This is a genomic window from Streptomyces galbus (assembly GCF_005280195.1).
GTDB lineage: Bacteria > Actinomycetota > Actinomycetes > Streptomycetales > Streptomycetaceae > Streptomyces > Streptomyces galbus.
Map to the genome: position 1 here is coordinate 310,773 of NZ_SZPR01000012.1, position 26,597 is coordinate 337,369.

22 protein-coding genes are annotated in these 26,597 nt (G+C 74.7%); 13 read left to right on the plus strand and 9 right to left on the minus strand.

Going from position 1 to position 26,597, the window contains the following annotated elements; genetic code table 11:
* Positions 1 to 78 precede the first annotated feature (78 nt).
* The 6 genes from E4U92_RS14365 to E4U92_RS14390 all read left to right on the plus strand — a co-directional run bounded on the left by E4U92_RS14365 (position 79) and on the right by E4U92_RS14390 (position 6,963).
* Positions 79 to 543, plus strand: coding sequence for a hypothetical protein (locus E4U92_RS14365; protein WP_137300762.1), 465 nt, complete (start codon positions 79 to 81; stop codon positions 541 to 543).
* Entirely contained in the window at positions 540 to 1,295 is a 756-nt protein-coding gene (locus E4U92_RS14370; protein ID WP_137300763.1) for a (2Fe-2S)-binding protein, read from the plus strand. Before E4U92_RS14365 ends, E4U92_RS14370 begins: the two co-directional genes overlap by 4 nt.
* A 56-nt stretch (positions 1,296 to 1,351) precedes the next feature.
* Positions 1,352 to 2,524, plus strand: coding sequence for a glycogen synthase (gene glgA / locus E4U92_RS14375; RefSeq protein ID WP_137300764.1), 1,173 nt, complete (start codon positions 1,352 to 1,354; stop codon positions 2,522 to 2,524).
* A gap of 90 nt (positions 2,525 to 2,614) precedes the next feature.
* A complete protein-coding gene (gene glgC / locus E4U92_RS14380) occupies positions 2,615 to 3,835 on the plus strand; it encodes a glucose-1-phosphate adenylyltransferase (RefSeq protein ID WP_137300765.1) in 1,221 nt (406 codons plus the stop codon).
* A gap of 79 nt (positions 3,836 to 3,914) precedes the next feature.
* The gene (locus tag E4U92_RS14385; RefSeq protein ID WP_229862032.1) at positions 3,915 to 5,279 is read left to right on the plus strand and encodes a wax ester/triacylglycerol synthase family O-acyltransferase; all 1,365 of its coding nucleotides are present in this window, start codon (positions 3,915 to 3,917) and stop codon (positions 5,277 to 5,279) included.
* Positions 5,280 to 5,382: 103 nt separating this feature from the next.
* Positions 5,383 to 6,963, plus strand: a complete 1,581-nt coding sequence (locus E4U92_RS14390; protein ID WP_229862033.1) for an SDR family NAD(P)-dependent oxidoreductase — start codon at positions 5,383 to 5,385, stop codon at positions 6,961 to 6,963.
* 79 nt (positions 6,964 to 7,042) lie between these two features.
* Here the strand turns inward: E4U92_RS14390 and E4U92_RS14395 are convergent, their stop codons facing one another.
* Positions 7,043 to 7,483: a hypothetical protein gene (locus tag E4U92_RS14395; RefSeq protein WP_137300767.1), complete on the minus strand. Its 441-nt coding sequence runs from the start codon at positions 7,481 to 7,483 to the stop codon at positions 7,043 to 7,045.
* Between the two features lie 475 nt (positions 7,484 to 7,958).
* Between E4U92_RS14395 and E4U92_RS14400 the strand changes: the two genes are divergently transcribed.
* Positions 7,959 to 8,117: a hypothetical protein gene (locus E4U92_RS14400; RefSeq protein ID WP_168372728.1), complete on the plus strand. Its 159-nt coding sequence runs from the start codon at positions 7,959 to 7,961 to the stop codon at positions 8,115 to 8,117.
* Positions 8,118 to 8,166: 49 nt separating this feature from the next.
* Here E4U92_RS14400 and E4U92_RS14405 read toward each other — a convergent pair whose 3' ends face one another.
* Complete coding sequence (locus E4U92_RS14405; RefSeq protein ID WP_137300769.1) at positions 8,167 to 9,510, minus strand: amidase; 1,344 nt, start codon at positions 9,508 to 9,510, stop codon at positions 8,167 to 8,169.
* Between the two features lie 230 nt (positions 9,511 to 9,740).
* Here E4U92_RS14405 and E4U92_RS14410 point away from each other — a divergent pair, with 230 nt between their 5' ends.
* The gene (locus E4U92_RS14410; protein WP_137300770.1) at positions 9,741 to 10,706 is read left to right on the plus strand and encodes an aldo/keto reductase; all 966 of its coding nucleotides are present in this window, start codon (positions 9,741 to 9,743) and stop codon (positions 10,704 to 10,706) included.
* A 45-nt stretch (positions 10,707 to 10,751) separates the two neighbouring features.
* Here the strand turns inward: E4U92_RS14410 and E4U92_RS14415 are convergent, their stop codons facing one another.
* Positions 10,752 to 12,173, minus strand: a complete 1,422-nt coding sequence (locus E4U92_RS14415) for a lipase maturation factor family protein (protein ID WP_137300771.1) — start codon at positions 12,171 to 12,173, stop codon at positions 10,752 to 10,754.
* Between the two features lie 156 nt (positions 12,174 to 12,329).
* Between E4U92_RS14415 and E4U92_RS14420 the strand changes: the two genes are divergently transcribed.
* The 3 genes from E4U92_RS14420 to E4U92_RS14430 are packed head-to-tail and all read left to right on the plus strand — an operon-like array spanning position 12,330 to position 16,520.
* Entirely contained in the window at positions 12,330 to 13,445 is a 1,116-nt protein-coding gene (locus E4U92_RS14420; protein WP_174863854.1) for a DUF6777 domain-containing protein, read from the plus strand.
* 60 nt (positions 13,446 to 13,505) lie between these two features.
* Positions 13,506 to 15,605: a SpoIIE family protein phosphatase gene (locus E4U92_RS14425; RefSeq protein WP_137300772.1), complete on the plus strand. Its 2,100-nt coding sequence runs from the start codon at positions 13,506 to 13,508 to the stop codon at positions 15,603 to 15,605.
* Positions 15,606 to 15,656: 51 nt separating this feature from the next.
* Positions 15,657 to 16,520: an Fpg/Nei family DNA glycosylase gene (locus E4U92_RS14430; RefSeq protein ID WP_137300773.1), complete on the plus strand. Its 864-nt coding sequence runs from the start codon at positions 15,657 to 15,659 to the stop codon at positions 16,518 to 16,520.
* 15 nt (positions 16,521 to 16,535) lie between these two features.
* Here the strand turns inward: E4U92_RS14430 and E4U92_RS14435 are convergent, their stop codons facing one another.
* The 5 genes from E4U92_RS14435 to E4U92_RS14455 all read right to left on the minus strand — a co-directional run bounded on the left by E4U92_RS14435 (position 16,536) and on the right by E4U92_RS14455 (position 21,025).
* Positions 16,536 to 18,548 carry a caspase family protein gene (locus E4U92_RS14435; RefSeq protein WP_137300774.1) on the minus strand — a complete coding sequence of 671 codons (2,013 nt, stop codon included), beginning with the start codon at positions 18,546 to 18,548 and terminating at the stop codon, positions 16,536 to 16,538.
* Positions 18,545 to 18,937, minus strand: a complete 393-nt coding sequence (locus E4U92_RS14440) for a hypothetical protein (RefSeq protein WP_137300775.1) — start codon at positions 18,935 to 18,937, stop codon at positions 18,545 to 18,547. Before E4U92_RS14440 ends, E4U92_RS14435 begins: the two co-directional genes overlap by 4 nt.
* A 94-nt stretch (positions 18,938 to 19,031) precedes the next feature.
* Positions 19,032 to 19,682, minus strand: a complete 651-nt coding sequence (locus E4U92_RS14445; RefSeq protein WP_137300776.1) for a zf-HC2 domain-containing protein — start codon at positions 19,680 to 19,682, stop codon at positions 19,032 to 19,034.
* A gap of 139 nt (positions 19,683 to 19,821) precedes the next feature.
* The gene (locus E4U92_RS14450; protein ID WP_137300777.1) at positions 19,822 to 20,337 is read right to left on the minus strand and encodes a hypothetical protein; all 516 of its coding nucleotides are present in this window, start codon (positions 20,335 to 20,337) and stop codon (positions 19,822 to 19,824) included.
* A 136-nt stretch (positions 20,338 to 20,473) separates the two neighbouring features.
* The gene (locus E4U92_RS14455; RefSeq protein ID WP_137300778.1) at positions 20,474 to 21,025 is read right to left on the minus strand and encodes a sigma-70 family RNA polymerase sigma factor; all 552 of its coding nucleotides are present in this window, start codon (positions 21,023 to 21,025) and stop codon (positions 20,474 to 20,476) included.
* 280 nt (positions 21,026 to 21,305) lie between these two features.
* Here E4U92_RS14455 and E4U92_RS14460 point away from each other — a divergent pair, with 280 nt between their 5' ends.
* Positions 21,306 to 22,445, plus strand: a complete 1,140-nt coding sequence (locus E4U92_RS14460) for a CapA family protein (protein WP_137300779.1) — start codon at positions 21,306 to 21,308, stop codon at positions 22,443 to 22,445.
* Positions 22,446 to 22,646: 201 nt separating this feature from the next.
* Here E4U92_RS14460 and E4U92_RS14465 read toward each other — a convergent pair whose 3' ends face one another.
* Positions 22,647 to 23,120, minus strand: coding sequence for a universal stress protein (locus E4U92_RS14465; RefSeq protein WP_137300780.1), 474 nt, complete (start codon positions 23,118 to 23,120; stop codon positions 22,647 to 22,649).
* Positions 23,121 to 23,183: 63 nt separating this feature from the next.
* On the opposite strand from E4U92_RS14465, the gene lysX reads away from it, so the two are divergent.
* Positions 23,184 to 26,477, plus strand: a complete 3,294-nt coding sequence (lysX, locus tag E4U92_RS14470; RefSeq protein ID WP_137300781.1) for a bifunctional lysylphosphatidylglycerol synthetase/lysine--tRNA ligase LysX — start codon at positions 23,184 to 23,186, stop codon at positions 26,475 to 26,477.
* The last annotated feature ends 120 nt before the right edge of the window (positions 26,478 to 26,597 follow it).

Here is a 26,597-nt window from a genome sequence, read left to right on the forward strand (position 1 = left end):
GCCGAACGCGCCACCGGCCGGGGAACGCTCCCGGCCGGTGGCGCGCCACTTTCTGCACGCGAACGAAGGAGTGCCGACATGGGAGGAATCACCTCCGACGAACTGATCAGCCGACTCGTGCGGCTGATCCCGGAAGTGGAGCCCCACCTGGAGAAGGCGGCGGGCCGCCACGGTCTGCGCGCGTCGCAGGTGAGTCACTGGGAACAGATCAGCGTCCACCCCGGAACCCTGTTGTCCGAGGTGCTCGCCCACCCGCTGTTCCAGCCGTTGATGGAAGCCCCGCAGATCGACGCGGCGGGGGAGGAGTTCCTGCAGCGCTGTTTCGACTTCATCGAGGGACTCGAGACGGATCCCACGGGTGGGCTCGTGGACACCGCCTATTTCACGTTCCTGGAGTCCTTCCTGGAGAGCAGGGAAGTGCTCGACCGGGCCTTCCGGTTCGCCGGGCCGAAGACCCGCAAGGAGACGTTGTCCATGCTGCGTGGATGGAAGGTCCCCGTGGACCCGTCCTGGGAGGACGGCGCGGAGGACACGGCCCCATGAGCCGGGGGTCCGACCCCGCGCCCGCCCTCGACACCGACCTCGCCGCGCTCCGTGCGCTCGGCGGCTTCTTCGTGCTGCGCGCCGCCGTGCGCCCGCCCCGGCCGCTGGCGACGCTCGCCGACGCCTACGCGGGCCGGACGGCGGACGGTCCCGGCGACCCCCTGGCCGCCCGCGTCCGCAGGGTCGCGGCCGGGACCGGGGCGCCCGAGGAGCGCGTCGCGGCCTCCGTGGCCCACCTGGGACTCGCCGCCCGGCTCGCGGCGGCCGCCCTCGGCTGTGCCGCGCTCCACGGCGCCGTACCGGAGCTGGACCCCGGACTGCTGCGCTGGGACCCCGACGCGACGGCACCCGACGACCTGTGGCTGACGGCCGTGCGGCCCCGGCCCGCCGACTGCCTCGGCGAAGTGCTGCTCGACGGGCACCTGGCTCCGCTCGGGCGCGCCCTGGCGGCCCGTCACCGCCTGGCTCCCGGCCTGCTGCGGGGCAACGCGGCCTCCGCGGTCGCGGGCGCGGCCCGCCAGCTCGACCGCTGGGCGCGGGACCGGGGGCGCCCGGACGTGGCCCGGCGCGCCGCCACCGCCACCGAACGGCTGTTCGCCCACCCGTACCTCTCGGGTACCGTCACCGTCACCGGGCCGGCCTTCCGGCGCCGTAGCTGCTGCCTCTACTACCGTGTGCCCGGCAGTGGCGTGTGCGGTGACTGTTGCTTCACACGACCGCCGCGCTCTTCCCCACGGGCCCCGTCTGGGTGACCATGGAGATCCAGCCAGAAGGATCACGAGGATCACGAGGAAACAGGGGGTTCCGGGTGCGAGTGGGACTGCTGACCCGGGAGTACCCCCCGGACGTGTACGGCGGAGCGGGCGTCCACGTGGAGTTCCTGGCCAGGGAGTTGCGCTCCCTGGTCGACCTGGACGTGCACTGCTGGGGCGAGCTCACCGCGCGGGAGAAGGCCGAGGGCGTGCTGCGCCACCGCCCGTGGTCCGCGCTCGACGGCGCCAACGACGCCCTGCGCACCTTCTCCGTGGACCTGTCGATGGCCGCCGCCCTGGAGGGCCGCGACCTGGTGCACTCCCACACCTGGTACGCCAACCTCGGCGGCCACCTCGCCAAGATGCTGCACGGCATCCCGCACGTGATGACCGCCCACTCGCTGGAGCCGCTGCGCCCCTGGAAGGCCGAGCAGCTCGGCGGCGGCTACACCCTCTCCAGTTGGGCCGAGCGTACCGCCGTCGAGTCCGCGGACGCGGTGGTCGCCGTCTCCGGCGCCATGCGCACGGACATCCTCGACTGCTACCCCGCCCTGGACCCGGCCCGGGTGCACGTCGTGCACAACGGCATCGACACCGCCCTGTACCGGCCCGACCACGGCACCGACGCGCTCGCCCGGACCGGCGTCGACCCGGACCGGCCGTACGTGCTGTTCGTCGGGCGCATCACCCGCCAGAAGGGCGTGCCCCACCTGCTGCGGGCCGTGCGGCACCTCGACCCCGCCACCCAGGTCGTGCTGTGCGCCGGCGCGCCCGACACGCCCGAGATCGACCGCGAGTTCCGCGAGCTGTTCGAGGAGCTGAGTCGGGCCCGCGACGGCGTCCACTGGATCCCCCGGATGCTGCCGCGCCCCGAGGTGATCCAGCTCCTCACGCACGCGACCGTCTTCGTGTGCCCCTCGGTGTACGAGCCCCTCGGCATCGTCAACCTGGAGGCGATGGCCTGCGGCACGCCCGTGGTGGCCTCCCGGGTCGGCGGCATCCCCGAGGTCGTCGAGGACGGCCGCACGGGACTGCTCGTCGACCTCGACGACACCGGGGAGGCCTTCGAGGCGGCCCTCGCCCGGGCGCTGGACGAGGTGACCGGCGACCCGGAGCGCGCCCGGCGGATGGGCGAGGCGGGGCGCGAGCGGGCGGTGGAGGAGTTCGGCTGGGACGCCGTGGCACGGCGCACCGTCGGGCTGTACGAGGACGTCCTGAAGGCGGTCTAGCCGCCTCCGGGAGGACCGGTCGGCGTTTCGCAGGCTTAGTTCGCCCCGCCCGGGGCAACCATGCATCAACCAGGGTGAGGAGAGCGGGCCATGCGTCGTGGTGGACCTTCCGTGCTGGGCATCGTCCTGGCGGGCGGCGAGGGCAAGCGGCTGATGCCGTTGACGGCGGACCGGGCGAAGCCGGCGGTCACGTTCGGCGGCACGTACCGCCTCGTGGACTTCGTGCTGTCCAACCTCGTCAACGCCGACATCCTGCGCATCTGCGTCCTGACGCAGTACAAGTCGCACTCGCTGGACCGGCACATCACCACCACCTGGCGCATGTCGAGCCTGCTCGGCAACTACGTCACCCCGGTCCCCGCCCAGCAGCGCCTCGGCCCGCGCTGGTACCTGGGCAGCGCCGACGCGATCCTGCAGTCGCTGAACCTCATCTACGACGAGCAGCCCGAGTACGTCGCCGTGTTCGGCGCCGACCACGTGTACCGCATGGACCCGCGCCAGATGCTCACCCAGCACATCGACAGCGGCGCCGGCGTCACGGTGGCCGGCATCCGGGTGCCGCGCACGGAGTCGTCGTCGTTCGGGGTGATCAAGCCCGGCTCGGACGGCCAGACGGTGGAGGGCTTCCTGGAGAAGCCCGCCGACCCGCCCGGCCTTCCCGACGACCCGCAGTGCGTCTTCGCCTCGATGGGCAACTACATCTTCACCACCAAGGCCCTCATCGAGGCCCTCCAGCGCGACGCCGAGGACGAGGAGTCCGTGCACGACATGGGCGGCTCGATCCTGCCCCAGCTGACCGCGCGCGGAGAGGCCCACCTGTACGACTTCAGCCAGAACCACGTGCCCGGCGAGACCAGCCGCGACCAGGGCTACTGGCGGGACGTGGGCACGCTCGACGCGTACTACGAGTCGCACATGGACCTGATCGCCGAGCGCCCCACGTTCAACCTGTACAACCGCTCCTGGCCGATCTACACCCACTCCGGCCAGCTCTCCCCGGCCCGCTTCAACGCTGGCGGCATGGCCAGCGAGTCGATCATCAGTGCGGGGTGCCTGATCCGCGGGCAGGTCACCCGCTCGGTGCTGTCCCCGGGCGTGGTGGTGGACCCGGGCGCGGTGGTGCAGGGGTCGGTGCTGCACGACAACGTGCACATCGGGCGCGGCGCGGTGGTGCGCGGGGCGGTCCTGGACAAGAACGTGCAGGTGCCGCCGGGTGCGACCATCGGGGTGAACCCGGAGCGCGACGCCGAGCTGTACACCGTGTCCAAGGAAGGCGTCATCGCCCTCGGGAAGGGTCAGATCGTGTCGTAACGGGCGCCGCCACCGCGCGATGGCGGATGCTGGGGGTCGACTTCCCCCGGCTCAACCCGCTGTCGACGCGAGGCACCCCTTGACTGCTGATGATCTGCTCGCACCCCTGGACCTGGCGTTCTGGAACATCGAGTCGCCGGAGCACCCCATGCACCTCGGGGCGCTCGGGGTGTTCGAGGCCCGCTCGCCGACCGCCGGCGCCCACGCCGCCGACCTGCTCGCCGCGCGGGCGGCCGGGGTGCCGGGGCTGCGCATGCGGATCCAGGACGTGTGGCGGCCCTTCGACCGCGACCGCCCCCTCGACCTGCGCCGCCCGCTGGCCTTCGGCGGCGCCGCCCGCGAGCCCGACCCCGACTTCGACCCGCTGCGCCACGTCCGGCTGCACGCCCCGACCACCGACTTCCAGGCCCAGGCCGGCCGCCTCATGGAACGCCCGCTGCAGCGCGGCCGGCCGCCGTGGGAGGCGCACGTGCTGCCGGGCCGCGACGGGGTGTCCTTCGCGGTGCTGTTCAAGTTCCACCACGCCCTCGCCGACGGGCTGCGCGCGCTGACCCTGGCCGCCGCCGTCCTCGACCCCATGGACCTGGACCTGCCCGCGTCCCGTCCGCGCCCCGCGGAGCCGCGCCGCGGCCCGCTGCCGGACGTGCGCCGGCTGCCCGACCTGGTGCGCGGCGCCCTGTCCGACGTGGGCCGCGCCCTCGACATCGGCGCCTCCGTGGCCGTGTCCACCCTGGGGACCCGGTCCACCGGGGCGCTCACCGCCGAACCCACCGGCACCCGCCGCACCGCCGGCGTGGTCGTCGACCTCGACGACGTGCACCGCGTCCGCAAGACCGTGGGCGGCACCGTCAACGACGTCCTGATCGCCGTCGTCGCGGGCGCCCTGCGCCGCTGGCTCGACGAGCGCGGCGACGGCAGCGACGACGTCGCCCCGCGCGCCCTCATCCCCGTCTCCCGGCGCCGCCCGCGCACCGCCCACCCCCAGGGCAACCGGCTCTCCGGCTACCTGGTGCGGCTCCCGGTGCACGATCCCGACCCGCTGCGCCGCCTGGCCGCGGTCCGCACGGCCATGGACCGCAACAAGGACGCGGGCCCGCACCGGGGGGCGGGCGCCGTCGCCCTGCTCGCCGACCACGTCCCCGCCCTCGGGCACCGCATCGGCGGACCGCTGGTGAGCCAGGCCGCCCGGCTCTGGTTCGACATCCTGGTCACCAGCGTGCCCCTGCCGAGCCTCGGCCTGAAGCTCGGCGGCAACCCGGTCACCGCCGTCTTCCCCTACGCCCCGCTCGCCCACGGCCAGTCCCTGGCGGTGGCGGTCTCCACCTACCGCGGCCACGTCCACTACGGGCTCGTCGCGGACGCCGCGGCCGTCCCCGACCTGGACCGGCTGGCCGACGCGCTCACCGCGGAGGTGGCGACGCTGATCGAGGCCTGCCGGGCATGATCGTCGCCGGTTCGGAGGCGGAGCCGCCGCTGAAGTAAAATTCCGCGTTCGAAGGCGGGCGCGGTCGGAGCGCTGCGCGGGTGATCAGGGAAGCGGCAGCGCGATGACGGTGACAGAAGACGGCCTGGCGGCGGCGGACGGGGCGGTCCCGGCGTCCCCCGAAGCGGAGTCGCGCGTCCCGCAGGCGCGGGTTCCGCAGGCGGAGGCGGTCGACGCCCCCGAAGCCCCCGAGGCGTACGGCCCCGGCATCGACCCCGAGCGGCTCGCGGTGTGCCTCAGCGTGCTGGAGGAGCTGGACACGATCGAGGTCGACCACCCCGACGCGATCAAGGTCCGCCGGGCCACCTCGCACATCTACCGCTCGGTCAAGCAGCGCCGCCGCCAGGAGCGCCGGGCCGCCAAGACCGCCCACGACCGCGCGGTCACCGAGGCCACCGCGACCGGCTCCGCCGAGCGCATCGACGACGAGACGGAGGGCATCCTGCCGTCCTCCAAGGTCGAGGCCGGCCGCATCGCGGGCATACTCCAGCGCCCGCGCTCCTGCTACACCTGCAAGCAGCGCTACGTCGAGGTCGACTACTTCTACCACCAGCTCTGCCAGGACTGCGCCGCGCTGAACCGCGCCAAGCGCGACGCCCGCGCCGACCTCACCGGCAAGCGGGCCCTGCTCACCGGCGGCCGCGCCAAGATCGGCATGTACATCGCGCTGCGGCTGCTGCGCGACGGGGCGCACACCACGGTCACCACGCGGTTCCCCAAGGACGCCATCCGCCGCTTCAAGGCGATGGAGGACTCGGGGGAGTGGCTGCACCGCCTGGAGGTCGTCGGCATCGACCTGCGCGACCCGGCCCAGGCCGTGGCGCTCGCCGAGCGGGTCGGCGCGGCGGGACCGCTCGACATCCTGATCAACAACGCGACGCAGACGGTGCGCCGCCTGCCGTCCGCCTACGCGGCCCTGGTCGAGGGCGAGAGCGCCCCGCTGCCCGCCGGTGAGCTCCCCGCCCACCACGTCATCGGCGCCTTCAACTCCGGTGCCGTCGACGGCATCGCCGCCCTGCCCGTCGGGGTGAGCGGCCTGGACGCGCAGCGGGTCGCCGACCTCGCGCTCGTCGCGGGCAACGCCAGCGTCGCCCGCCACCTGGACGGCACCGCCATCGACGCCGGTGGTCTCGTCCCGGACGTCGTCGACACCAACACCTGGGTGCAGACCATCGACCAGATCTCCCCGGTCGAGCTCCTCGAGACCCAGCTGTGCAACTACACGTCCCCCTTCATCCTGATCAGCGCGCTGCGCCCGGCGATGGCGGACGCCGCGAAGAAGGCGGCGAGCGGACGGGCGTACGTCGTCAACGTCTCGGCGATGGAAGGCGTCTTCCACCGCGGTTACAAGGGCGCCGGGCACCCGAACACCAACGCGGCCAAGGCGGCCATGAACATGGTCACCCGGACCAGCGCGCAGGAGATGTTCGACGCCGACGGCATCCTCATGACGTCCGTCGACACCGGCTGGATCACCGACGAGCGCCCGCACTACGACAAGCTGCGCCTGGCCGAGGCCGGCTTCCACGCCCCGCTCGACCTGGTCGACGGCGCGGCCCGCGTCTACGACCCGATCGTGCGCGGCGAGGCCGGCGACGACGTGTACGGCGTCTTCCTCAAGGACTACGCGCCCGGCAAGTGGTGACCCGCGGGCGCCTCCAGGTGTCTCACCCCGGCCCGTGCCCGCGTGCCGGGGCGCCCGCGGTCCGCCGTCGGTCCGCCGGTCAGTCGACGGCGCCCAGGCGGGCGTGGCGCTCGGCGACGAGCTCCAGGACCGTCCGCCAGTCCTCCAGCACCCCCGCGTCGAGGCCGGTCACCCGGGCCTCCTCGTCGGCGTCGCGCAGGCTCAGCAGGTCCTCGTCGGCCGGTCCCGGGCAGGGGCGGGCGGCCACCAGCCGGGCCACGCGGGCGCCGAGCAGGGGCCGTACGGCGTCGGCGGTGCGCTCGGCGCGGCCGGTGGCCCCGGAGGGGCACAGCAGGTGACCGACGGGCCGGACCAGGCCCGCCAGTTGGAGTTCCTTGTCCGCGGGGCGACTTCGGCGCAGCAGCGCCGCCGTGCGCAGGGCGTGGTCGAGGTCCGCCCCGGGGTCGTCGCCCGGTCCGTCCGCCGCGCGCCGGCACGCGGACAGCAGGTCCATCAGCTCCTCGACGCTGCGCAGCTCCATGCGTCAGTCCTCCCGCGGGGCAGCCGTTGCGGTCCCTCAGCAGATCATGGTCAGCTTGCGCACGGGCCAACGCCACCTGAACTGCGCCGCCGACTCGCTGCCGCTTGCGAGCCCGTAGGCCGTTCGGGTGAGACGGAAAAGGTGAATACCGCCCGCAATCGGCATACTTCACCGGTGAGGACATCCGGGCGACTTGCCATGGTTACCCCAAATTTTCGATGCTATCGAGCGGCTCTCCGCTCATTTGGTTAACCTGGAGCGGACGGACACCAGCAAGGGGTCCCACCCGCACCCACGGTCCGTCATGGGACACGCCGGTGCACATCGGTTCGTTCTCCCTGGAGTTGCCGGCGCCACCGCGACCGAACTGCCTTCACGCAAGTCCCGAGGGTGCGTCAGGCGCCGGACCGTCCAGAGGCCGGCACGCCCCGAGGGTGACCCGACACATAAGGAGTGTGCGGTGACACCGGAGACGATGAATCGCGAAGAACGCCCCAAGGAACGCACGGAGCGGGGCCGCCGCAGGCCCGGCGACATCGGGAGCCTCGACGTGTGGGCCCGCTCCGCCCCGATCCGTCTCGCGGGCTACGAGGACGACCTCGCCGAGCCCCACATCCTGCCCAGCGTCGACTGACGCCCGGCCGGTTCGCGGCGGGAGCAGGGTCCTTCAGGACGTGGCGGCCTCAGCGCAGGGGCGCCGTACGGCGCCAGGGCCGCAACTCCTCCACCTGCTCCGCCAGCCGCAGCAGCCGCGCCTCGGAGCCCGGGCGGCCCACCAGCTGCACCGCGGTCGGCGCACCGGACGGCAGCGCGTCGAAGGGGACCGCCATCGCGGGCCAGCCGGTCAGGTTCCACGGCGGGGTCAGCGGCGAATACGCCGTGTTCACCAGCACGTTGGGCAGCCAGCCGCGCTCGTGCCACGGCACCGCACGCGGGGAGCGGCGGGCCAGCGCCGGGGTGAGCAGCACGTCGTACGCGGTGAAGAACGGCTCCAGGCGCTGCCGCAGCCGCTCGCGCGCCGTGCCCTCCCGGGCCGCGCCGACGAACCGGCGCCCCACGGCGGCGTGCACCCGGGTGCGCCGGGCCAGCAGCCGGGGATCCAGTCCCCGCGCGTCCACGGCCGTGCCCGCCGTCCAGTGCCCCAGCGCCGTGACTCCCAGCGACAGCGGATAGGGCGGCTCCGCCCGCGTCACCCGGTGACCGGCCCGCTCCAGCAGGCGGGCCGCCTCGCGTGCCGCCCCCGCGAACGGCGCGCTGACCATGACCCCCGCCAGCGGGCTGCGCAGCGAGAGGGCGACGCGCAGCACACCGTGGTCCTCGTCGCGGGGGACCTCCGCGTCGGCGAGCACCGCCAGCATCAGCCGCGCGTCCGCCACCGTCGTCGCCAGCGGACCGTTCTCCGACATGCCGAACCAGTCGCCCTCGCCGATCCCGGCCGGCACCACGCCGTGGCCCGGCTTGATCGTGACCAGACCGCAGTTGGCCGCCGGGATGCGCAGCGAGCCCATGCCGTCGTTGCCGAGCGCGAGCGGCACGAAGCCGGCGGCGACCGCGGCCGCGCTGCCGCCGGAGGAGCCGCCCGCCGTGCGGGAGGTGTCCCAGGGGTTGCGGGCGGTGCCGTGCACGCCCTCCGTGGTCCCGAACACGCACAGCTCGGGCACGTTCGTCAGGCCCACGACCACGGCGCCCGCCGCCCGCAGCCGCGCCACCGTCACGTGGTCCTCGGCGGCCGGCGCGTCCGGGGTGGCGGCCGAGCCGACCCGCAGGGACTCGCCCCGCACCGCGAGGTTGTCCTTCACCGCCACCGGCACGCCCGCGAGCGGCAGTTCGGCCAGGTCGGCGCGGGACGCCACCTCGTCGGCCTCGGTCAGGGCCGCCTCGGCCCGCACCGTGCGGAACGCCCCGATCCGGCCGTCCAGCCGCTCGATCCGGGCGAGGTGGTCGGCGACGACCTCCCGCGGCGTGACCCGCTTCTCGCGGACGGCGGTGGCGATCTCGACGGCGGTACGACCGGTCCAGCTGGTCACGGGGACTCCTCGGGTGCGTGCTGGTCGTGCTGGTGAGGACGTAGGGAGAACTGTGCACCGGCCGGACCGCCACGTCGAGGGGTCGGCGCGGCGGGCGTGGTGCGCGACCGTCCCGGGGCGCCCCGGGACCCCTCCGGTCACCGGGGTGCCGGAGGCCGGTGAGCCGACCGTCTGATAAGCATGCCGAGGCGACTTTCCGCTCCCCGCCCGCACGTGAAAGGACCTCCACGATGAGGACCCTCGGCAGCAGTGGCGTCCCGGTCACCCCGCTGGCCTTCGGCGCCGCGGCGATCGGCAACCTCTACACCGCGATCGGCGACGAGCAGGCCCACGAGGCGGTCTCCGCCGCCTGGGAGCGGGGCATCCGCTACTTCGACACCGCGCCGCACTACGGGCTCGGCCTGTCCGAACGGCGCCTGGGCGCGGCCCTGCGCGAGCACCCGCGCACCGAGTACACGGTCTCCACCAAGGTCGGCCGCCGTCTGGAGCCCTCCGACGCGGGCGGCGACGACCTGGCCGACGGGTTCGCCGTCCCCGCGACCTCCCGCCGGGTGTGGGACTTCAGCGCCGACGGCGTCCGGCGCACCCTGGAGGCGAGCCTGGAGCGCCTCGGCCTCGACCGGGTCGACGTGGTCTACCTCCACGACCCCGACGACCACGCCGAGGCCGCCTTCCGCGAGGGGTACCCGGCGCTGGAGCGCCTGCGCGCGGAGGGTGTCGTGGGGGCGATCGGCGCCGGGATGAACCAGGCGGAGATGCTGACCCGGTTCGTCCGTGACACGGACGTCGACGTGGTGCTGTGCGCCGGCCGCTACACCCTGCTGGACCAGCGGGCCGGCGCCGAGCTGCTGCCCGAGGCGGTACGGCGGGGTGTGTCGGTCGTCGTCGGCGGGCCCTTCAACTCCGGTCTGCTCGCCGACCCGAGGCCCGGAGCGACGTACGACTACGCGACGGCACCACCGCAGTTGCTGGACCGCGCCCTGCGCATCAAGGAGGTGGCCGCACGGCACGGCGTCGGACTGCGCGCCGCCGCCCTGCGGTTCTGCTCCGCCCACCCGGCCGTCGCCGCCGTCCTGGTGGGCACCCGCTCGGCGGCGGAAGTCGCCGACTGCGCCGAGCAGTTCGCCGCACCGGTCCCGGAGGCGTTCTGGCAGGAACTGCGCGAGACGGGACTGCTGCCGGCCGGGACCGTGTGACGACCCGCGCCCCCGGACGGCCGGCCGTCCGGACGGCGTGAGGGGCTACGTCTCCCGCGCGGGCGCGGTCAGCCGCGTGGGCGGCAGGTACTCGCGCACGTACGTCCGCTCCCAGCACGCGCCGGTCTCCCGCAGCTCCCGCCAGGTCGTGTACCGGTAGCGGAAGAGACGGGCGCGGACGTGGCGCGGCGGCCGGTCGGGCGGGAAGGGCGAGCGGCGCAGCAGCCTCAGGGTGTCCCGGTCGTTCTCCAGCAGCCGCTCCACCAGCGCCCCGAACCACGTCCCGGCGTAGCCGGGGGACAGCGCGGCGAACCACATCATCCAGTCCAGGCGCAGGTGGTAGGGCGCGAACTGGCGCGGCCAGCGCCGCGGGTCGCCCGGCTTGCCGCGGAACTCGTAGGCCCGCCAGTCCCCGTCCTCGCGGGGGACCTCGTCGAGCGTGCCCTCGACGACGATCTCGTGGCGCACCCGGCTGACGCTGCCGAACGCGCCGTAGGTGTTGACCAGGTGCAGCGGGTCGAAGGAGCGGTTCATCACCTGGCGGCGGGAGAGCATGTTGACCACCGGGCGGTGGCTGAGGAACAGCAGCAGCGCGGCCACCGCCAGCACGACGGCCTCGTACCAGAGCGGGGCGCTCGGCACGGTCGGGGCGTCGTGGGGGAGCCGCAGGGCCGGCAGAGCGAGCACGACCGTGATCCAGTTCAGCCAGGCGAAGTTGCCGCTGAGCACCAGCCAGAGCTGGGTGAGGATCATCAGCGCCGCGGCCGCCGACGCCACCGGCTGGGGGGCGAACAGCAGGAACGGCACCACGAGTTGGGTGACGTGGTTGGCGGCCACCTCCACCTTGTGCAGGGGTCCCGGCAGGTGGTGGAAGAACCAGCTCAGCGGGCCCGGCATCGGCTGGGTCTCGTGGTGGTGGTGCAGGCACGTCAGCTTCCGCCAGCAGGCGTCCCCGCGCATCTTGATCAGCCCCGCGCCGAACTCCACCCGGAACAGCAGCCAGCGCAGCAGGAAGAGCACCACGACCGGCGGCGCCACCTCGTCGTTGCCCAGGAACACCGCGAGGAACCCGGTCTCCAGCAGCAGCGACTCCCAGCCGAAGCCGTACCACGTCTGGCCGACGTTCACGATCGACAGGTACAGCGCCCACGGCACCAGCCACAGCACCATCGCCGCCCCCAGCGGCACGTACGCGTCCACCCCCGCCAGCAGCGCCGCCGACACCGCGCACCCCGTCCAGGCGCAGGCCGCGAAGAGCCGGTCGGAGTAGCGCCAGTGGAACAGGCTCGGCGCCCGCCGGAACGGCACCCGCTCGACGAACCGGGGGACGGGCAGCATGCCCCGCTCGCCCAGCAGCGCACGGAACTGCAGGGCCGCCGTCAGGAAGGCGACCAGGTAGACCCCGGCCAGCGCCCGCTGGAAGACCAGTCGGCTCAGCCAGTAGCCGGGTGCGGTGAACCAGTCCACGGGGGTCTCGCTCCTCTCCTGACGCGTGCGCCTCACCGGGCGTGTTCCATGACTGCGCTTGCGCAACCCCGGCCGGCGAAGCAGACAATGATCCCGAACCGGTCGAAAGGTGTGGTCCGCGCCGTGGCGGGGCCCGCGACGAGGCAGGAGAGCGACGTGCGGCCACCCCGTGGAGTGTTCGTCCTCGTCTGCGCCCTCGCGGTCACGTTCCTCGTCGCCGGCTGCGGCGGCTCCCCCTCCCGGCCGGGTGAGCAGGTCGTCCTGCGGCCCGTCGCCGCCCAGGGCCCCGACGCCTTCACCCGCTCCACGGTCACCTCCCTCCCCGTGCTCCCGGCACCCGCCACCACGACGGGCGACCGGCCGCCCTCGGTGTCCGGCGGCACGCCCGGCCTGTACGGGGGCGTCCAGGGCGTCGCCGGCTGCGACGTGGAACGCCAGATCGCCCTGCTCACCGCCGACCGGGCCAAGGCCGACGCCTTCGCCCGCGCCGAGGGCGTCGCCACGTCCGCCGTCCCCGGCCACGTACGCGCCCTCACCCCGGTCGTGCTGCGCGCCGACACCCGCGTCACCGACCACGGCTACCGCGACGGCCGCGCCACCCCCCGCCAGGCCGTGCTCCAGGCGGGCACCGCCGTCCTCGTCGACGACCGCGGCGTGCCCCGGCTGCGCTGCGCCTGCGGCAACCCGCTGCGGCCGCCCGCGGCCACGCCCGGGACGCCGAACCCGCGCAGCCTGCCGTGGCCGGACTACCGGCCCGGCCGGGTGGTGGCCGTGACCCCCGCGCCCCGGGCGCTGACCCGGCTCACGCTCGTCGACGTCGTCACCCGCGCCTGGATCGAGCGCAGCCCCGGCCCGGACGCTTCCCGCGACCGCGCCCTGCCGGCGCCGGCCTGGTCGGCCACCTCCCCGGCATCCGACCCGCAGGCCGGCGGGGTGCCCCCGCCGGCGCGCGCGCCGCTGAACCCGGCCGCCCCGCCCCGACGCCCCCGGCAGCAGCCGGTCCCGGCCGCCCCGGACCTGACCGCGACCGCGCCGGACCCGGCCGACGACACCGGGTGGGACCTCGTCGACGGCCTCGGCCCGGTGACGGTGCCGGACCTCCCCGACGTGCCCGACGGAGGCGGCCTCATCCCGGACGACCTCCCGGACGGCCTGCCGGACGGCCTGCCGGACACCCCACTGGACGGAGCCCTCACCGGCCTGCCCGGCGGCAGCGACCCGGCGGACCCGTCCGCCGGTGCCGGCGGCCCCGCCGGCACGCTGCCCGGCTGAGCACGGTGCCCGCCCGCCCCACCGGTCGAAGAATCGGACGAATGCTGGCAAGGTGGCCCCATGGCTGATCGGGGAGCTAGTGCCCTGTCACTCCCGGACGACTGGCCCGCCCACCCGGACCCGATCCTGGCGCTCAACCGCATGGGCAGTTTCGACTGGGACCTGGACAGCGGCCTGTTCCACATGGACGCCCGCGCCCACGAGATCTTCGACCTGCGCCCCGAGGAATACGACGGCCACCCCGAGAACCTGGCCCCGCGCGTGCCGCCCGCCGAGGCCCAGCGCCTGGACGCGCTGGTCGCCCAGGCCATCAAGGACGGCAGCGAGAACTACGGCGCCTACTTCCGCCTGCGCCTGCGCGACGGCTCCCTGCGCTGGACCCACACCCAGGGCTACATCCGCCGCGACGACACCGGCCGCCCCCGCCGGATCGTCGGCATCGTCCGCGACGCCACCGAGGAGCTGAGCGACCTCGCCGACCGCCGCCAGGGGGCCGCCCTCGACGACGCCCGCAGCCGGCAGACCAACGTGGTCCAGCTCGCCACGGCCGCCCTCGCCCACGCCCGCACGGTCCAGGACGTCATCGACGTCCTCAAGGACACCCACGGCCTGACCCACCTCGGCGCGACCAGCCTCGTCATGGGCCTGGTCGAGGCCGGACGGATCCGGCTCGTCGCCGAGGGACCGGCCGGCAGCTTCGTGCCCGGCACCCTGGTCACCCGCATCGACGAGCCCTACCCGATGAGCGAGGTGGTGCGCACGCTGCGCCCCCGGTTCATCGAGTCCGCCGAGGAGTTCGCCGCCGGCTACCCCATCCTCTGGCCGCACCTCACCGACCTGAGGATCACCTCCGCGGCCTACCTCCCGCTCATCGTGCAGGCCCGCCCCATCGGCGCCATGGGCCTGCTCTACAGCGACCGCAGCGGCTTCACCCCCGAGGAGCGCGACATCCTCGTCGCCCTCGGCAGCAGCATCGCCCAGAGCCTGCAGCGCGCGATGTTCTACGAGGAGGAGCAGGACATCGCCCAGGGCCTGCAGCGGGCCATGCTGCCGCGCACCATCCCCAGCGTGCCCGGCGCCGACGTCGCCGTCCGCTACCGAGCCGCCACCATCGGCGGCTCCGCCGGCCGGGACATCGGCGGCGACTGGTACGACCTGATCCCGCTGCCCGGCGGGCGCGTCGGCGCCGTCATCGGCGACGTCCAGGGCCACGACACGCACGCCGCCGCCGTCATGGGCCAGCTGCGGATCGTCCTGCGCGCCTACGCCGCCGAGGGGCACACCCCGGCCACCGTGATGGCCCGCGCCTCCGTCTTCCTGCACGAACTGGACACCGACCGCTTCGCGACCTGCCTGTACGCCGAGGCCGACCTCGCCACCGGCGTCGTCCAGGTGGTGCGGGCCGGCCACATCGACCCGCTGGTGCGCGCCCCCGACGGCGACTGCCGCCGCGTCCCCGTCCCCGGCGGGCTGCCGCTCGGCCTGTCGGCGCAGTTCGGGAGCCTGGAGTACCCCGTCGGCACCCTCGAACTCGACACCGGCCACACCCTGCTGCTGTGCACCGACGGCCTGGTCGAGGTGCCCGGTGCCGACGTCGACGACGGCATGCGCGCCCTGGCCGCGCTGATCGCCGCCGGCCCCGACGACGTGCGCGAGCTCGCCGACCGGCTCATCGAGGTGGCCGACGAACGCGGCGGCGACGACGACGTGGCGCTGCTCCTGCTGCGCCGCCGCGGCCAGGACACCCCGCACGCCGGCGGACGGCTGCAGCAGCACGTGGCGCCCGGCGACCCGGAGGCCCTGACCCACGCCCGGCACATGATCCGGGCCGCCACGCGCGCCTGGGGCGCCCGCGACCGCGCCGACGAGATCGAACTGGTCGCCGACGAGCTCATCACCAACGCTCTCATGCACACCGAGGGCGCCGCGATCGTCACCCTGCGGGTGCTCAGCGCCGCCGACCGGCGGCTGCGCGTCGAGGTCGAGGACTCCTCCAGCGCCCTCCCGCGCCGCCGCGAGGCCGGCGAGTCGGGCGTGTCGGGGCGCGGCCTGCTCCTGGTCGACCTGCTGACCGACGTGTGGGGCGTGGAGGCGCGGGGCGGCGGCAAGTGCGTGTGGTGCGAGTTCGTGGTGCCCGAGCGCGGCTCCGCCGCCCGCTGACCCCCGCCCCGGCGCCGGGCCGGACCCGGACGCGGGTGGCACCCTGGACGTATGCCGGAACTGCCCGAGGTCGAGGCGCTCAGGGACTTCCTCACCGAGCACCTGGTCGGCCACGAGATCGTACGGGTGCTGCCCGTCGCCATCAGCGTCCTGAAGACGTACGACCCGCCCGTCACCGCCCTGGAGGGACACCGGGTCGCCGAGGTGCTCCGCCACGGCAAGTTCCTCGACCTGCGCACGGAGGACGGACCGCGGCTGGTCACCCACCTGGCCCGCGGCGGCTGGCTGCACTGGCGGGACCGCCTCCCGGACGGCCCGCCCCGCCCCGGCAAGGGGCCGCTCGCCCTGCGGGTCGCCCTGGACAGCGGCGCGGGCTTCGAACTCACCGAGGCCGGCACCCAGAAGCGGCTCGCCGTGTACGTCGTCCGCGACCCGGAGGAGGTCCCGGGTGTCGCCCGGCTCGGCCCCGACCCGCTGGCCGACGACTTCGACGAGGCGCGCCTCGCCGCGCTGCTCTCGGGCGAGCGGCGGCAGCTCAAGGGCGCGCTGCGCGACCAGAGCCTCCTCGCGGGTGTCGGCAACGCCTACAGCGACGAGATCCTGCACGCCGCGCGGATGTCACCGTTCAAGTTGGCCGCCTCGCTCACCCCCCAGGAGACCCACGTCCTCTACGAGGCGCTGCGCACCACGCTCACCGAGGCCGTCGAGCGCTCCCGGGGTGTGGCCGCGGGCCGGCTGAAGGCGGAGAAGAAGAGCGGCCTGCGGGTCCACGGCCGCACCGGTGAGCCCTGCCCGGTGTGCGGTGACACCATCCGGGAGGTCTCCTTCAGCGACTCCTCCCTGCAGTACTGCCCGACGTGCCAGACGGGCGGGAAGCCGCTGGCGGACCGGCGGCTGTCGCGGCTGCTGAAGTAGCGGGCGGCGGGACCGTCAGCGGTTGCTGCCCACGAGGTAGGCGAGGCCGGCCAGACCGGCCAGGACCAGCACCGGCACCGCGAAGAGGCGTGCGGTGGACACCAGGGTGTGCGTGGCGCTGCGTGCGCCTTCCGTGTAGCGCTCCCGACGCGCGTCGGCGACATAGCGCGCGAGGCCGCCGATCAGCAGGGCGGCCGCCGCGGTGGACAGACACAGCACGAGGTAGGTGAACGCGCCCGTGATGTGGGCGTGATGCGCGAAGGGGAAGGGGTGGGGGTGGTGATGGTCGTGCACGCGCCGGTGCACGGCCTGCCGGCCGCTCACCGCCGTCAGCACGCACATGACCACCGATGTCGCGGCGAGCCCCAGCGCCGCGGCCGCCGCCAGGGGCGCGCCCCGCGCGCCGGTGGGCCGGTCGGGCGCCGGATACCGGTGGGCCCCGCTCGGGCGCTCCGCGGCAGGTGCCGGCCGGTGGGTGACGACCGTCGGCTGGTCCCGCAGCGAGGCGGACGGAGGGGGCAGGGAGGGGGGCGGCGCCACGGTGACGGCCGCCGGGGGCGGCTGCGGTCCGGGGTCGTGGGTGATCACCGGCGGTGGCTCGCCGGGCGGCTCCTGCGGGCGGATCACCACACGGTCGGACGGGGGAGGCACGGGGGCCGGGGCGGGGGCAGGGGTGACGGCGGTGGGCGCGTCCGGCGTCCGCCCGTCCGGTACGGTCCCCGCCTCCGCACCGGCCGGGCCGGGCGGCGCGCCCACGGGCGGCCGGTCCGGTACGCGCACGTCGACCTCCACGGTGACCACCGCGTCGTCGGCGACCCCCTTCAGCACGATGTCCCCGCTCAGGTGGCCGACCGTGGCCGGGTCGACGCCGACGTCCAGGGCGTCGTCGTCCTGCGCGACGCGCAGCCAGGGGGCGGTGGCGTGGGCCAGGCAGCAGCGGGCCAGCGGGACGCCCTCCAGGGTGACCGTCCGGTGCGGCACGGCGGAGTCCCGCTCGACCCGGCCGAAGTCCAGCCGGGTCGCGGACGGCCGCAGCCGGACCGCGGCGAGGGCCTCCTCGGCGTCGTGGGCGACGTCCTCGACGTCGCCGCGCGCCATCTCCTCCAGCGCGCGGCGGGCGCCCTCGGCGACCGGGAGGCGGTCGTCGGCGAGCTGGTCGCGCAGCGCGCGCACGGCGCCCAGCCGGGTGAAGGTGTTGCGGCTCTGGACGGCGGACCGCATCTCGGGCCGGATGTCGGCCGGTTCCACGGTGATCCGGCGGTGCCGGCTGTGCGCCAGTTGGAGGCCGCCCTGCATCTCCACGGTCTTGCTGGGCGTCTGGTTCGGGTTCTGCTCGCGGACGTGCTCGTAGAGGTACTCGTACAGGTCGTCGAGGGACACCTCGCCGTCCGCGTCCAGGTCGGCGTCGCCCGTCTGGAGGCCCTCCACCACCGCGTGCGTGAACACCGACGGCGGCGGGCCGGCGCCCTCGGTGAGCCGGCCGCCCTCCATGGCGTACTGCATCGCGGTGGACGCGGTGATGACGGCCCAGCCCCGGCCCCGCGGCGGCTTCTCGGCCGTGAAGTTGTCCAGGACGTGCGCGTCCCCGGCGGCGCGCACGGCGGCCGAGCCCTTGGAGAAGGCGCCGCCGTAGCAGCAGTCGAGGAACAGCACGGTGCTCCCGGCGCGGGTGCGGGACATGCACCGGCGCACGAAGTACGAGGGGACGGCGGTGGCGTCCAGGTAGCGGGGCTCGGTGTCGCGGGCGGCGAGGTACAGCTCGCCCGACTCGCTCTTGAGCCCGTGGCAGGAGAAGTGCAGCACCAGGGTGTCGTCGCGGCGGCGGTCGGTGAAGAAGCCCTCGATGCGGCGCAGGATCACGTGGGACGGCGCGTCGGCGACCACCTCGACCTCGAAGTCGCCGATCTGGGGGTCCCCGAGCACCCGGGCGAGCGCCGAGGCGTCGGAGGCCGGGGACGCGAGCTCCTTCAGGCCCGGGTCGTCGTAGTCGGCGTTGGCGATGATCAGCGCGTGCCGGGAGGCGCTCATGGCGGGGTCGCCGCCCCGGAGTGCTGCCGGACGAACAGGTCGAACGCCTGCGCGACCTGGTCGTCGGTGGCCTTCGAGATCTCCAGTTCGTCCTCGTCCAGCCGCAGCCGCAGCGAGGGGCGGGTGTCCCGGCAGCGGCCGAGCCAGCGGCGCACCACGGTGACCACCTGGTCGAGGGCGCCGGCGGAGGCGCCGAGGGTCACCAGCAGGGAGCCGACCGTCGCGGGGTCCACGACCCGGGCTCCGGCGGGTACGTCGTCGGCGGGCACGGAGGTGACGTCGTCCACGTCGAGGTGCAGGAGTTCCTCGCGCAGGTGCCGGGTGAGCTCTTCGACCTGCTCGGCCTCGGCGCCTTCGTCGGACACGAGGATCATCAGTCGGTCGTCCACGGCTCGGCCCCTTCGGTCGTGCTCGCGGGGGCGGCGGGGGAGCGGATCCTGTGCGGCTCCGCGTCCTGACCTCCAGTTTCCGCCCGGGGGAGGGCTAGCGCGACTGGAGCGTGACCAGCCGGTCGCCCTGGTCGGTGCGCACCTCGTAACGGGCGATGTCCCCCGGGTGCAGGGCCGCGGCGCCGTGCACGGTGTTCGGGCGAGCGTCGTGGTCGGGCACGGCCCAGCTCGTCACGGTCTGCTCGGAGCCGTCGTGGCCGACGACGACCAGCCGGCAGTCGCGCGGGCCCGCGCCGTCCTTGACCTTGAGCACCACGTCGGTGCCCCAGACCCGGTCCTGGGTCGTCACCTGCGCCCACACCCCGGACTTCTCGTCCGTCGCGGTGAGGCGTACGTCCTGCTCGCCGGCGTCCGCGAGGACGGCGACCGCGGGTCCGCCGAGCGCGACGGCGACGGAGGCGGCCAGCGCGAACACCAGGCGCCGGCGCCCGGCCCGCTGCCGGGCCGCGACCTCGCCGAGCACCTTGTCCAGCAGCCGGGGACCCGGCCCGGCGAAAGGGTGCACGAACCGCGGCGTCGCCCGCCGGTAGAGCATCAACTGGCGTGTGGTGGGGCCGAACTCGGTGACCTGAGCCGCGCACCGAGGACACTCCATGAGGTGGTCCTCGAAGCGGAAGGCCGCCGCTTCGTCGAGCACGCCGAGCGCGTACGCGCCGACGTCCGCATGCCTTTCCAGGGACCTCATGCCGAATCCTCGTGCCGTTGGGTGCGGGTGGGGTTACTCCTTGCTCCCACCGGTACGGACCAGACAGCGGAATCACTCAAGACGCACGGAGAATCACCCGAGACATTCGGAGCGGCCGGCCCCGCGGATTGGTGCGGTTCTAGAAAAGATGAATCGCGAGGTGACCGAGGGGCAGACCGAGTTGCCAGGCGGGCGTCCAGACCTTCGGTCCCTCGTCCTCGTCGGGCAGCGCGCCGCCGCCGGGCACGGCGTCCAGGTCGGGGGCGAGCAGCTCGGTCTCCTCCAGCCAGCGCCAGGCCGCGGCGGCCAGCTCCAGGTCCACCGAGGGGCGGCCGGACTCGGCCTCCGCGCGGGCGAGTTGGGCCATCCGCTCGCGCACCCAGCCCTGCCACGGCTGGTCGTAGGCGGTCAGCGACAACCAGGTCTCGAGCTGGGTCACCACCCGGATCCCCGACAGCTCGCCGTCCGCGTCGGACAGGAAGATGGTCAGCGCCAGCGCGTCACGCCCGGCGCGGAACTCGAAGGACGTCGGTGGCATGAGATCGCCGGTCCGCAGCAGTTCGTCGGCGATGTACTCGGCGTACAACCAGGCCATGGGGACGGCGAGTTCACCGCCGTCGGCGCCTTCCGTGCTCTGATGACCTCTGTGCTGCATCCCTTCCTGCCTTCCTCCGGTGCGTGCGCGTCGCCCGGTGCCGGGGCCCCCATCCGGAACACGGATGAGGACAGCCGATTACTCAACCGGGGTCGGCGGCAAGGCGCTTTACGGAGGTTTGACTCGGCCGCTGGTTTCAGCGCAGGTCGGCCGCGTATCCCGGAAGCACCCGGCGCAGGGCGCGCAGCGCGTAGTACGCGCGGGACTTCACGGTACCGGGCGGAATGCCCAGGGTTGCGGCGGCCTCCGCCACACTCGCCCCCTGGAAGTACACCAGCACCAGGACTTCACGGTGTTCGGGCGTGAGGGTCTTCACAGCCTCGCGCACATCGAGGGCCGCGGCGGCCCGCTCGGCGTGGTCGGCGCACACCGGCGCGTTCTCCAGCACCGCGTCCCCGACCTCGGCGGGGCGCGCACGGCGGGCCCGCCGCGCGTCGATGGCGAGCCGCCGGGCGACGGTCATCAGCCAGGGGCGTGCGGAGTCGAAGGCGTCGGCGCGCAGCGCCTCGGGGTGCTGCCAGGCCCGTACCAGGGTCTCCTGGACCAGGTCCTCGGCGCGCTGCCGGTCGCCGTCGCACAGCCTCAGCAGCAGCGCGAACAGCGGCCGGCCGTGCTCACGCTGCAGCGCGGCGAGCTCGTGCTCGGCGGTCGTCGTCGGGCGGTGCGTCAGGGTCGTCGCGGCGGTCATGCGCGTATGGCACCGCAGGGCGCCCGCAGGTGACAGGCCGTGCGCACGCCTCTGCGACGGACGGTCGAAAGCGTCGACGAACGGCACGACGAACGGTCGCCTGCGGCGCGCACCGCCACCGGCGCGCCCCGCGGCGGGCGTTCCGCGCCCCCGCCCGTCGCTACGCCGATCGCGCGCATCGTGGGGGTGTGCAGGGAGTGCCGGGGCCGTTCGTGGACGCGCATGCGTTAGGAGAGAGGGGTGCGTAAATATGACAATCCATCCGTGATGGGGTGATGTGGTGATCGCGCGCAGACGACAGGTGGCCCTGGCCCTGACGGCCGTCCTCGCGGCGGGCGCCGCCTGCCGGGCCCAGGACCGGGCGCCCGTGGTCGAGCCCGGACGTCCCGCCCCCGCCGCCGCCCGCGGCTTCACCCTCGTCGCCTCCGGTGATGTCCTGCCGCACACCTCGATCCTCGACCGCGCCCGTTTCGACGCCGGCGGCAGCGGCTACGACTTCCGCCCCCTGTGGGCCGCCGCGCAACCGGTCGTCTCCCGCGCCGACGTGGCCCTGTGCCAGCTCGAGCCGGTCCGGGCGGCAGACGGCGACCCCGGCTTCGCGTCCCCGCCCGAGATCGCCCGCGCCCTCGCGGCCACCGGCTACGACGGCTGCTCCACCGCCTCCGACCACAGCCTCGACGACGGCGCCGCGGGAGTGCGCCGCACCCTCGACGCGCTCGACGCCGCCGGTGTGCGCCACGCGGGCACCGCCCGCACCGAGGCCGAGGCCAACGCCGTCACCCTGCTGCGCGCCGGTCCCGCGCAGGTCGCCCACCTGGCCTACACCCTCGGCACCGACGGCCACCCCCAGCCGCCCGGGGCACCCTGGACCGTCGCCCTCGCCGACGAGAACCGGATCGTCGCCGACGCCCGGGCCGCCCGGAAGGCCGGAGCCGACGTCGTCGTGGTCTCCGTGCACGGGGGCACCGAGTGGCAGGACGCGCCCGACGAGCGGCAACTCGCCCTCGCCCGTGCCCTCACCGCGTCCCGCTCCGGCGGCCGGCCCGACATCGACCTGGTCCTCGGCACCCACGCCCACGTCCCGCAGGCGTACGAGAAGGTCAACGGCACCTGGGTGGTCTACGGCCTGGGCGACCAGGTCTCCGGCGGGACGACCGACGACCGGGGCGCCACCGACCCACGCGGCAACCAGTCCACCGTGGCCCGCTTCACCTTCGCCCCGCCCGCCCGGCCCGGAGGCCGCTGGGAGGTGGTGAAGGCCGAGTTCGTGCCCCAGATGTTCGACGTCGACGCCGGGCGCGTCGTCGACCTCGACCGCGCGCTCGCCCAGGGCGCCGAACTGCGCGGCGTGCGCGACCGCATCCGCGACGTCGTCCTCAGCCGCGGGGCGGCCGCGGACGGGCTGGTGATGGGGAAGTAGCCGGCCCGGCACCGGGCACGGCGGCGCGCACCGGCGGCGCCGCGCCCGCCACGGTCCGCAGAACCCGGAGGGCGGGGCCGACGCCTCCGGTCCGCCGGGCTGGGGCGCCGGTGTCGCGCCGCAACGCATGCCACGGCACCGGCGTCACGGCATGCATGCCACGGCACCGGTGTCCCGGTCCGCCGGGCCAGGGCGCCGGCGTCACGGCACCACGGTCACCGGCCAGCGCCCCGCCTTCACCAGCCGTACCGCCACCGAGCCGATGAACCGGTGCCCGGCCTGCTCGGACGCGCCCACGATCACCGCGTCCGCCCTCAGCTCCTCCGCGGCCTTCACCAGGCCGTTGTACGGGTCGCCGCGGAACGTGTGGAACTCCCAGCGCACGTCGAATATCCCCTTGACCCGCTCGGCGGAGTCCCGGATCTGGGCCACCAGGTCCTCGGCGATCCCGTCGGTGGCGTCGGCGACCGGCGCCCCGAGCGCGGCCCCGGCCGCCATCACCGGCTGCACGTACACCACGGCGAGGAGCGCGTTCTGCCGACGGGCCAGCCCCCCGGCGTAGGCCGCGGCCCGCATCGAGGTGTCCGACCCGTCGACGCCGACGAGGATGACCTTGGGGCCGTCCGTGCCCCGCTCGAAACCCTGCGCGGGCTGGCTGGAGTGCTGTTCCGTCACGGTCCGAGGCTATCCCGGACCTCTCGACGGGCGAACCGGCCCTCCCCTTCCTAGAGTCGGAACATGAGCGCCACCCCCGACGCCGCCCGGGCCGGGCGCGAGGCCCGCGACGTCCCGGGCGCCGGACCGCCGCCCCGCGCCCGCCGGCTGCTCGGCCACGTCCCGCAGGGCTACGCCGCGTTCTTCGGCGCCCTGGCCGCGCTCTGCGTCCTGCTGGCCGTGATCCCGCCCCTGCGCGTCCTGCTGCGGCCCGTCGTCCGCTTCCTCGACCTGCTGATCGTCCCGGTCAGCGCCAACCTCGCCTACGCCGTCTTCCTCGTGCTGCTCGCCGGCGCCCTCGCCGCCCGCAAGAAGGTCGCCTGGTGGCTGGTGGTCGTCTACCTCGGCCTGTTGGTGCTGACCGACGTCCTCGGCGTCGCCGTCGGCCTGTACGCGGAGTCGGTCCCGTCGCTGGTGGTCTGCACGCTCGCCCTCGTCGTCCTCGTCGTCGCCCGCGCCGAGTTCTACGCCGCCTCCCGGCACGGCGCCGTCCGGCGCGCCCTCCTCGTGCTGCTGGCCGGGCTCGCCCTCGCCATCCTGGCCGGCTGGGGCCTGGTCGAGCTGTTCCCCGGCACCCTGCCGTCCGCGCAGCGGCTGCCCTGGGCCGCCAACCGCGTCCTCGGCGGCCTGGTCTCCGCGCGCTCCTTCGACGGACGCCCGCCCCGCCCCCTGTACTTCTTCCTCGGCCTGTTCGGCGCCCTGGCCCTGCTGAACGCCGCCGCCACCCTGTTCCGCTCCCAGCGCATGGAAGCCGCCCTGCACGGCGACGAGGAGACCCGCATCCGCGCCCTGCTGAAGGCCTACGGCGCGCAGGACTCCCTCGGCTACTTCGCCACCCGGCGCGACAAGGCCGTCGTCTTCTCACCCAGCGCCAAGGCCGCCGTCACCTACCGCGTCGAGGTGGGCGTCTGCCTGGCCAGCGGCGACCCCGTCGGCGACCGCGAGGCCTGGCCGCACGCCATCGCCGCCTGGCTGGACGTCGCCCGCCGGCACGCCTGGGTCCCGGCGGTGATGGGCGCCTCCGAGGACGGCGCACGGGCGTACGCGCGCGCCGGGCTCGGCGCCCTCGAACTGGGCGACGAGGCGATCCTGCACGTCGCCTCCTTCGACCTGTCCGGGCGCGAGATGCGCGTCACCCGCCAGGCCGTCCACCGGGTCCGCCGCACCGGCGCGACCTGCCGGGTGCGCCGCCACGCCACCCTCACCGACCAGGAGATGGAGGAGGTCGTCGAGCGCGCCGACGCCTGGCGCGACACCGAGACCGAACGCGGCTTCTCCATGGCCCTGGACCGGCTCGGCGACCCCGCCGACGGAGACTGCCTGCTCGTGGAGGCCCTGGACGCCGACGGCCGACTCCTCGCCCTGCTGTCCTTCGTGCCCTGGGGCGGCGACGGCATCTCCCTGGACCTCATGCGCCGGGACCGCGCCGCGCCCAACGGCGTCATGGAGTTCATGGTCGCCGACCTGTGCGCCGCCGCGCCCAGGCTGGGCGTGCGCCGGATCTCCCTCAACTTCGCCGTCTTCCGCTCCGTCTTCGAGGAGGGCGCGCGCATCGGCGCCGGACCGGTGCTGCGGCTGTGGCGCCGGCTGCTGCTGTTCCTGTCCCGGTGGTGGCAACTGGAGGCGCTGTACCGCTCCAACGCCAAGTACCGCCCCGAGTGGTTCCCGCGCTTCCTGTGCTACGGCGACGCCGCCGCCCTCGCCCGGGTCGGCCTCGCCTCGGGCATCGCCGAGGGCTTCGTGTCCGTACCGTCCCTGCGCACCCTCTGGGGCCGGCGGCACCCCGGGGCGCACCGGCCGGCGACCACCGAGGGGCTGCCGGCCCCGGCGGCCGCGCCCGACCCGGACGGAGCGGACGGGGCCGGGTCGCGGACGCCGGACGCGGGACTGCCCGAACAGGTCCGCGTCCGGCACCGCACCCTGGAACGGCTGCGCGCCCGGGGCACCGACCCCTACCCCGTCGACGCCCCCCGCCCGACCCACGCCCTCGCCGCGGTCCCGCCCGGCGAACGGGTCACCGTCGCCGGACGCGTCCTGCGCGTACGGGACTTCGGCGGGATCGTGTTCGTCACCCTGCGCGACTGGTCCGGCGACCACCAGCTCGCCCTGACCCGCGGCACCTCGCCCGAGGCGCTGCGCCGGTTCACCGCCGACACCGACCTCGGCGACCACATCACCGCCACCGGCACGGCCGGGCTCAGCGACACGGGCGAGCCGACCGTGTTCGTGGAGTCCTGGCAGCTCACCGGCAAGTGCCTGCGCCCGCTGCCCGACAAGCGCCGCGGCCTGACCGACCCCGAGGCCCGGGTCCGCCTGCGCCACCTCGACCTCGTCTCCAGCCCGGCCGCCCGCGACACCGTGCGCGTCCGCTCCACCGCCGTACAGGCCCTTCGCCAGGGCCTGCTGGACCGCGGTTACCTCGAGGTCGAGACGCCGATGCTCCAGCAGATCCACGGCGGCGCCAACGCCCGCCCCTTCACCACCCACATCAACGCCTACGACCTCGACCTCTACCTGCGCATCGCCCCGGAGCTGTACCTGAAGCGGCTGTGCGTGGGCGGCCTGGAGAAGGTCTTCGAGATGGGCCGCACCTTCCGCAACGAGGGCGTCTCCTACAAGCACAACCCCGAGTTCACGATGCTGGAGGCCTACCAGGCCCACGCCGACTACGACGTCATGCTCGACCTCGCCCGCGAACTGATCCAGGGCGCCGCCACCGCCGCCCACGGCACGCCGCTGGTCCGCAAGGGCGGCCAGGAGTACGACATCTCCGGGACCTGGCCGGTACGGACCGTCCACGGGGCCATCTCCGAGGCCCTGGGCGAGGAGATCGACGCCGACACCCCGCTCGCCCGGCTGCACCTGCTGTGCGACCGCGCGGGCGTGCCGTACACCGCCGACGACGGACGCGGCGACGTCGTCCTGGAGATGTACGAGCGGCTCGTCGAGGAACGCACCGTGCTTCCCACCTTCTACAAGGACTTCCCCACCGACGTCTCCCCGCTGACCCGGCAGCACCGCACCGATCCCCGGCTCGCCGAGCGCTGGGACCTGGTGGCCTTCGGCACCGAACTGGGCACCGCCTACTCGGAGCTGACCGACCCCGTCGAGCAGCGCCGCCGGCTCACCGCCCAGTCGCTGCTCGCCGCCGGGGGAGACCCCGAGGCGATGGAACTCGACGAGGACTTCCTCGACGCGCTCGACTACGCGATGCCCCCGACCGGCGGCCTCGGCATCGGCGTCGACCGGCTGGTCATGTTCCTCACCGGCCTGACGATCCGTGAGACCCTGCCGTTCCCGCTCGTCCGCCGGCGCTGACCGCCCCCGCGCGCACGGCCGACGTGGAGCTTCGCCCCGGACGCGGGCCGCCGCGACCGCAGGTGCGCCGGGCGGGTGGAATCGTGCCGCTGCTGAGGTGTCGTGGGGGTGCGGCGGGGC

Excerpts from the sequence above, each read along its gene's own strand:
- E4U92_RS14365 (WP_137300762.1), top strand. The coding sequence starts at position 79 with ATGGGAGGAATCACCTCCGACGAACTGATCAGCCGACTCGTGCGGCTG.
- E4U92_RS14370 (WP_137300763.1), top strand. The coding sequence starts at position 540 with ATGAGCCGGGGGTCCGACCCCGCGCCCGCCCTCGACACCGACCTCGCC.
- glgC (WP_137300765.1), top strand. The coding sequence starts at position 2,615 with ATGCGTCGTGGTGGACCTTCCGTGCTGGGCATCGTCCTGGCGGGCGGC.
- E4U92_RS14390 (WP_229862033.1), top strand. The coding sequence starts at position 5,383 with ATGACGGTGACAGAAGACGGCCTGGCGGCGGCGGACGGGGCGGTCCCG.
- E4U92_RS14395 (WP_137300767.1), bottom strand. The coding sequence starts at position 7,483 with ATGGAGCTGCGCAGCGTCGAGGAGCTGATGGACCTGCTGTCCGCGTGC.
- E4U92_RS14400 (WP_168372728.1), top strand. The coding sequence starts at position 7,959 with ATGAATCGCGAAGAACGCCCCAAGGAACGCACGGAGCGGGGCCGCCGC.
- E4U92_RS14410 (WP_137300770.1), top strand. The coding sequence starts at position 9,741 with ATGAGGACCCTCGGCAGCAGTGGCGTCCCGGTCACCCCGCTGGCCTTC.
- E4U92_RS14425 (WP_137300772.1), top strand. The coding sequence starts at position 13,506 with ATGGCTGATCGGGGAGCTAGTGCCCTGTCACTCCCGGACGACTGGCCC.
- E4U92_RS14430 (WP_137300773.1), top strand. The coding sequence starts at position 15,657 with ATGCCGGAACTGCCCGAGGTCGAGGCGCTCAGGGACTTCCTCACCGAG.
- E4U92_RS14435 (WP_137300774.1), bottom strand. The coding sequence starts at position 18,548 with ATGAGCGCCTCCCGGCACGCGCTGATCATCGCCAACGCCGACTACGAC.
- E4U92_RS14445 (WP_137300776.1), bottom strand. The coding sequence starts at position 19,682 with ATGAGGTCCCTGGAAAGGCATGCGGACGTCGGCGCGTACGCGCTCGGC.
- E4U92_RS14450 (WP_137300777.1), bottom strand. The coding sequence starts at position 20,337 with ATGCAGCACAGAGGTCATCAGAGCACGGAAGGCGCCGACGGCGGTGAA.
- E4U92_RS14455 (WP_137300778.1), bottom strand. The coding sequence starts at position 21,025 with ATGACCGCCGCGACGACCCTGACGCACCGCCCGACGACGACCGCCGAG.
- lysX (WP_137300781.1), top strand. The coding sequence starts at position 23,184 with ATGAGCGCCACCCCCGACGCCGCCCGGGCCGGGCGCGAGGCCCGCGAC.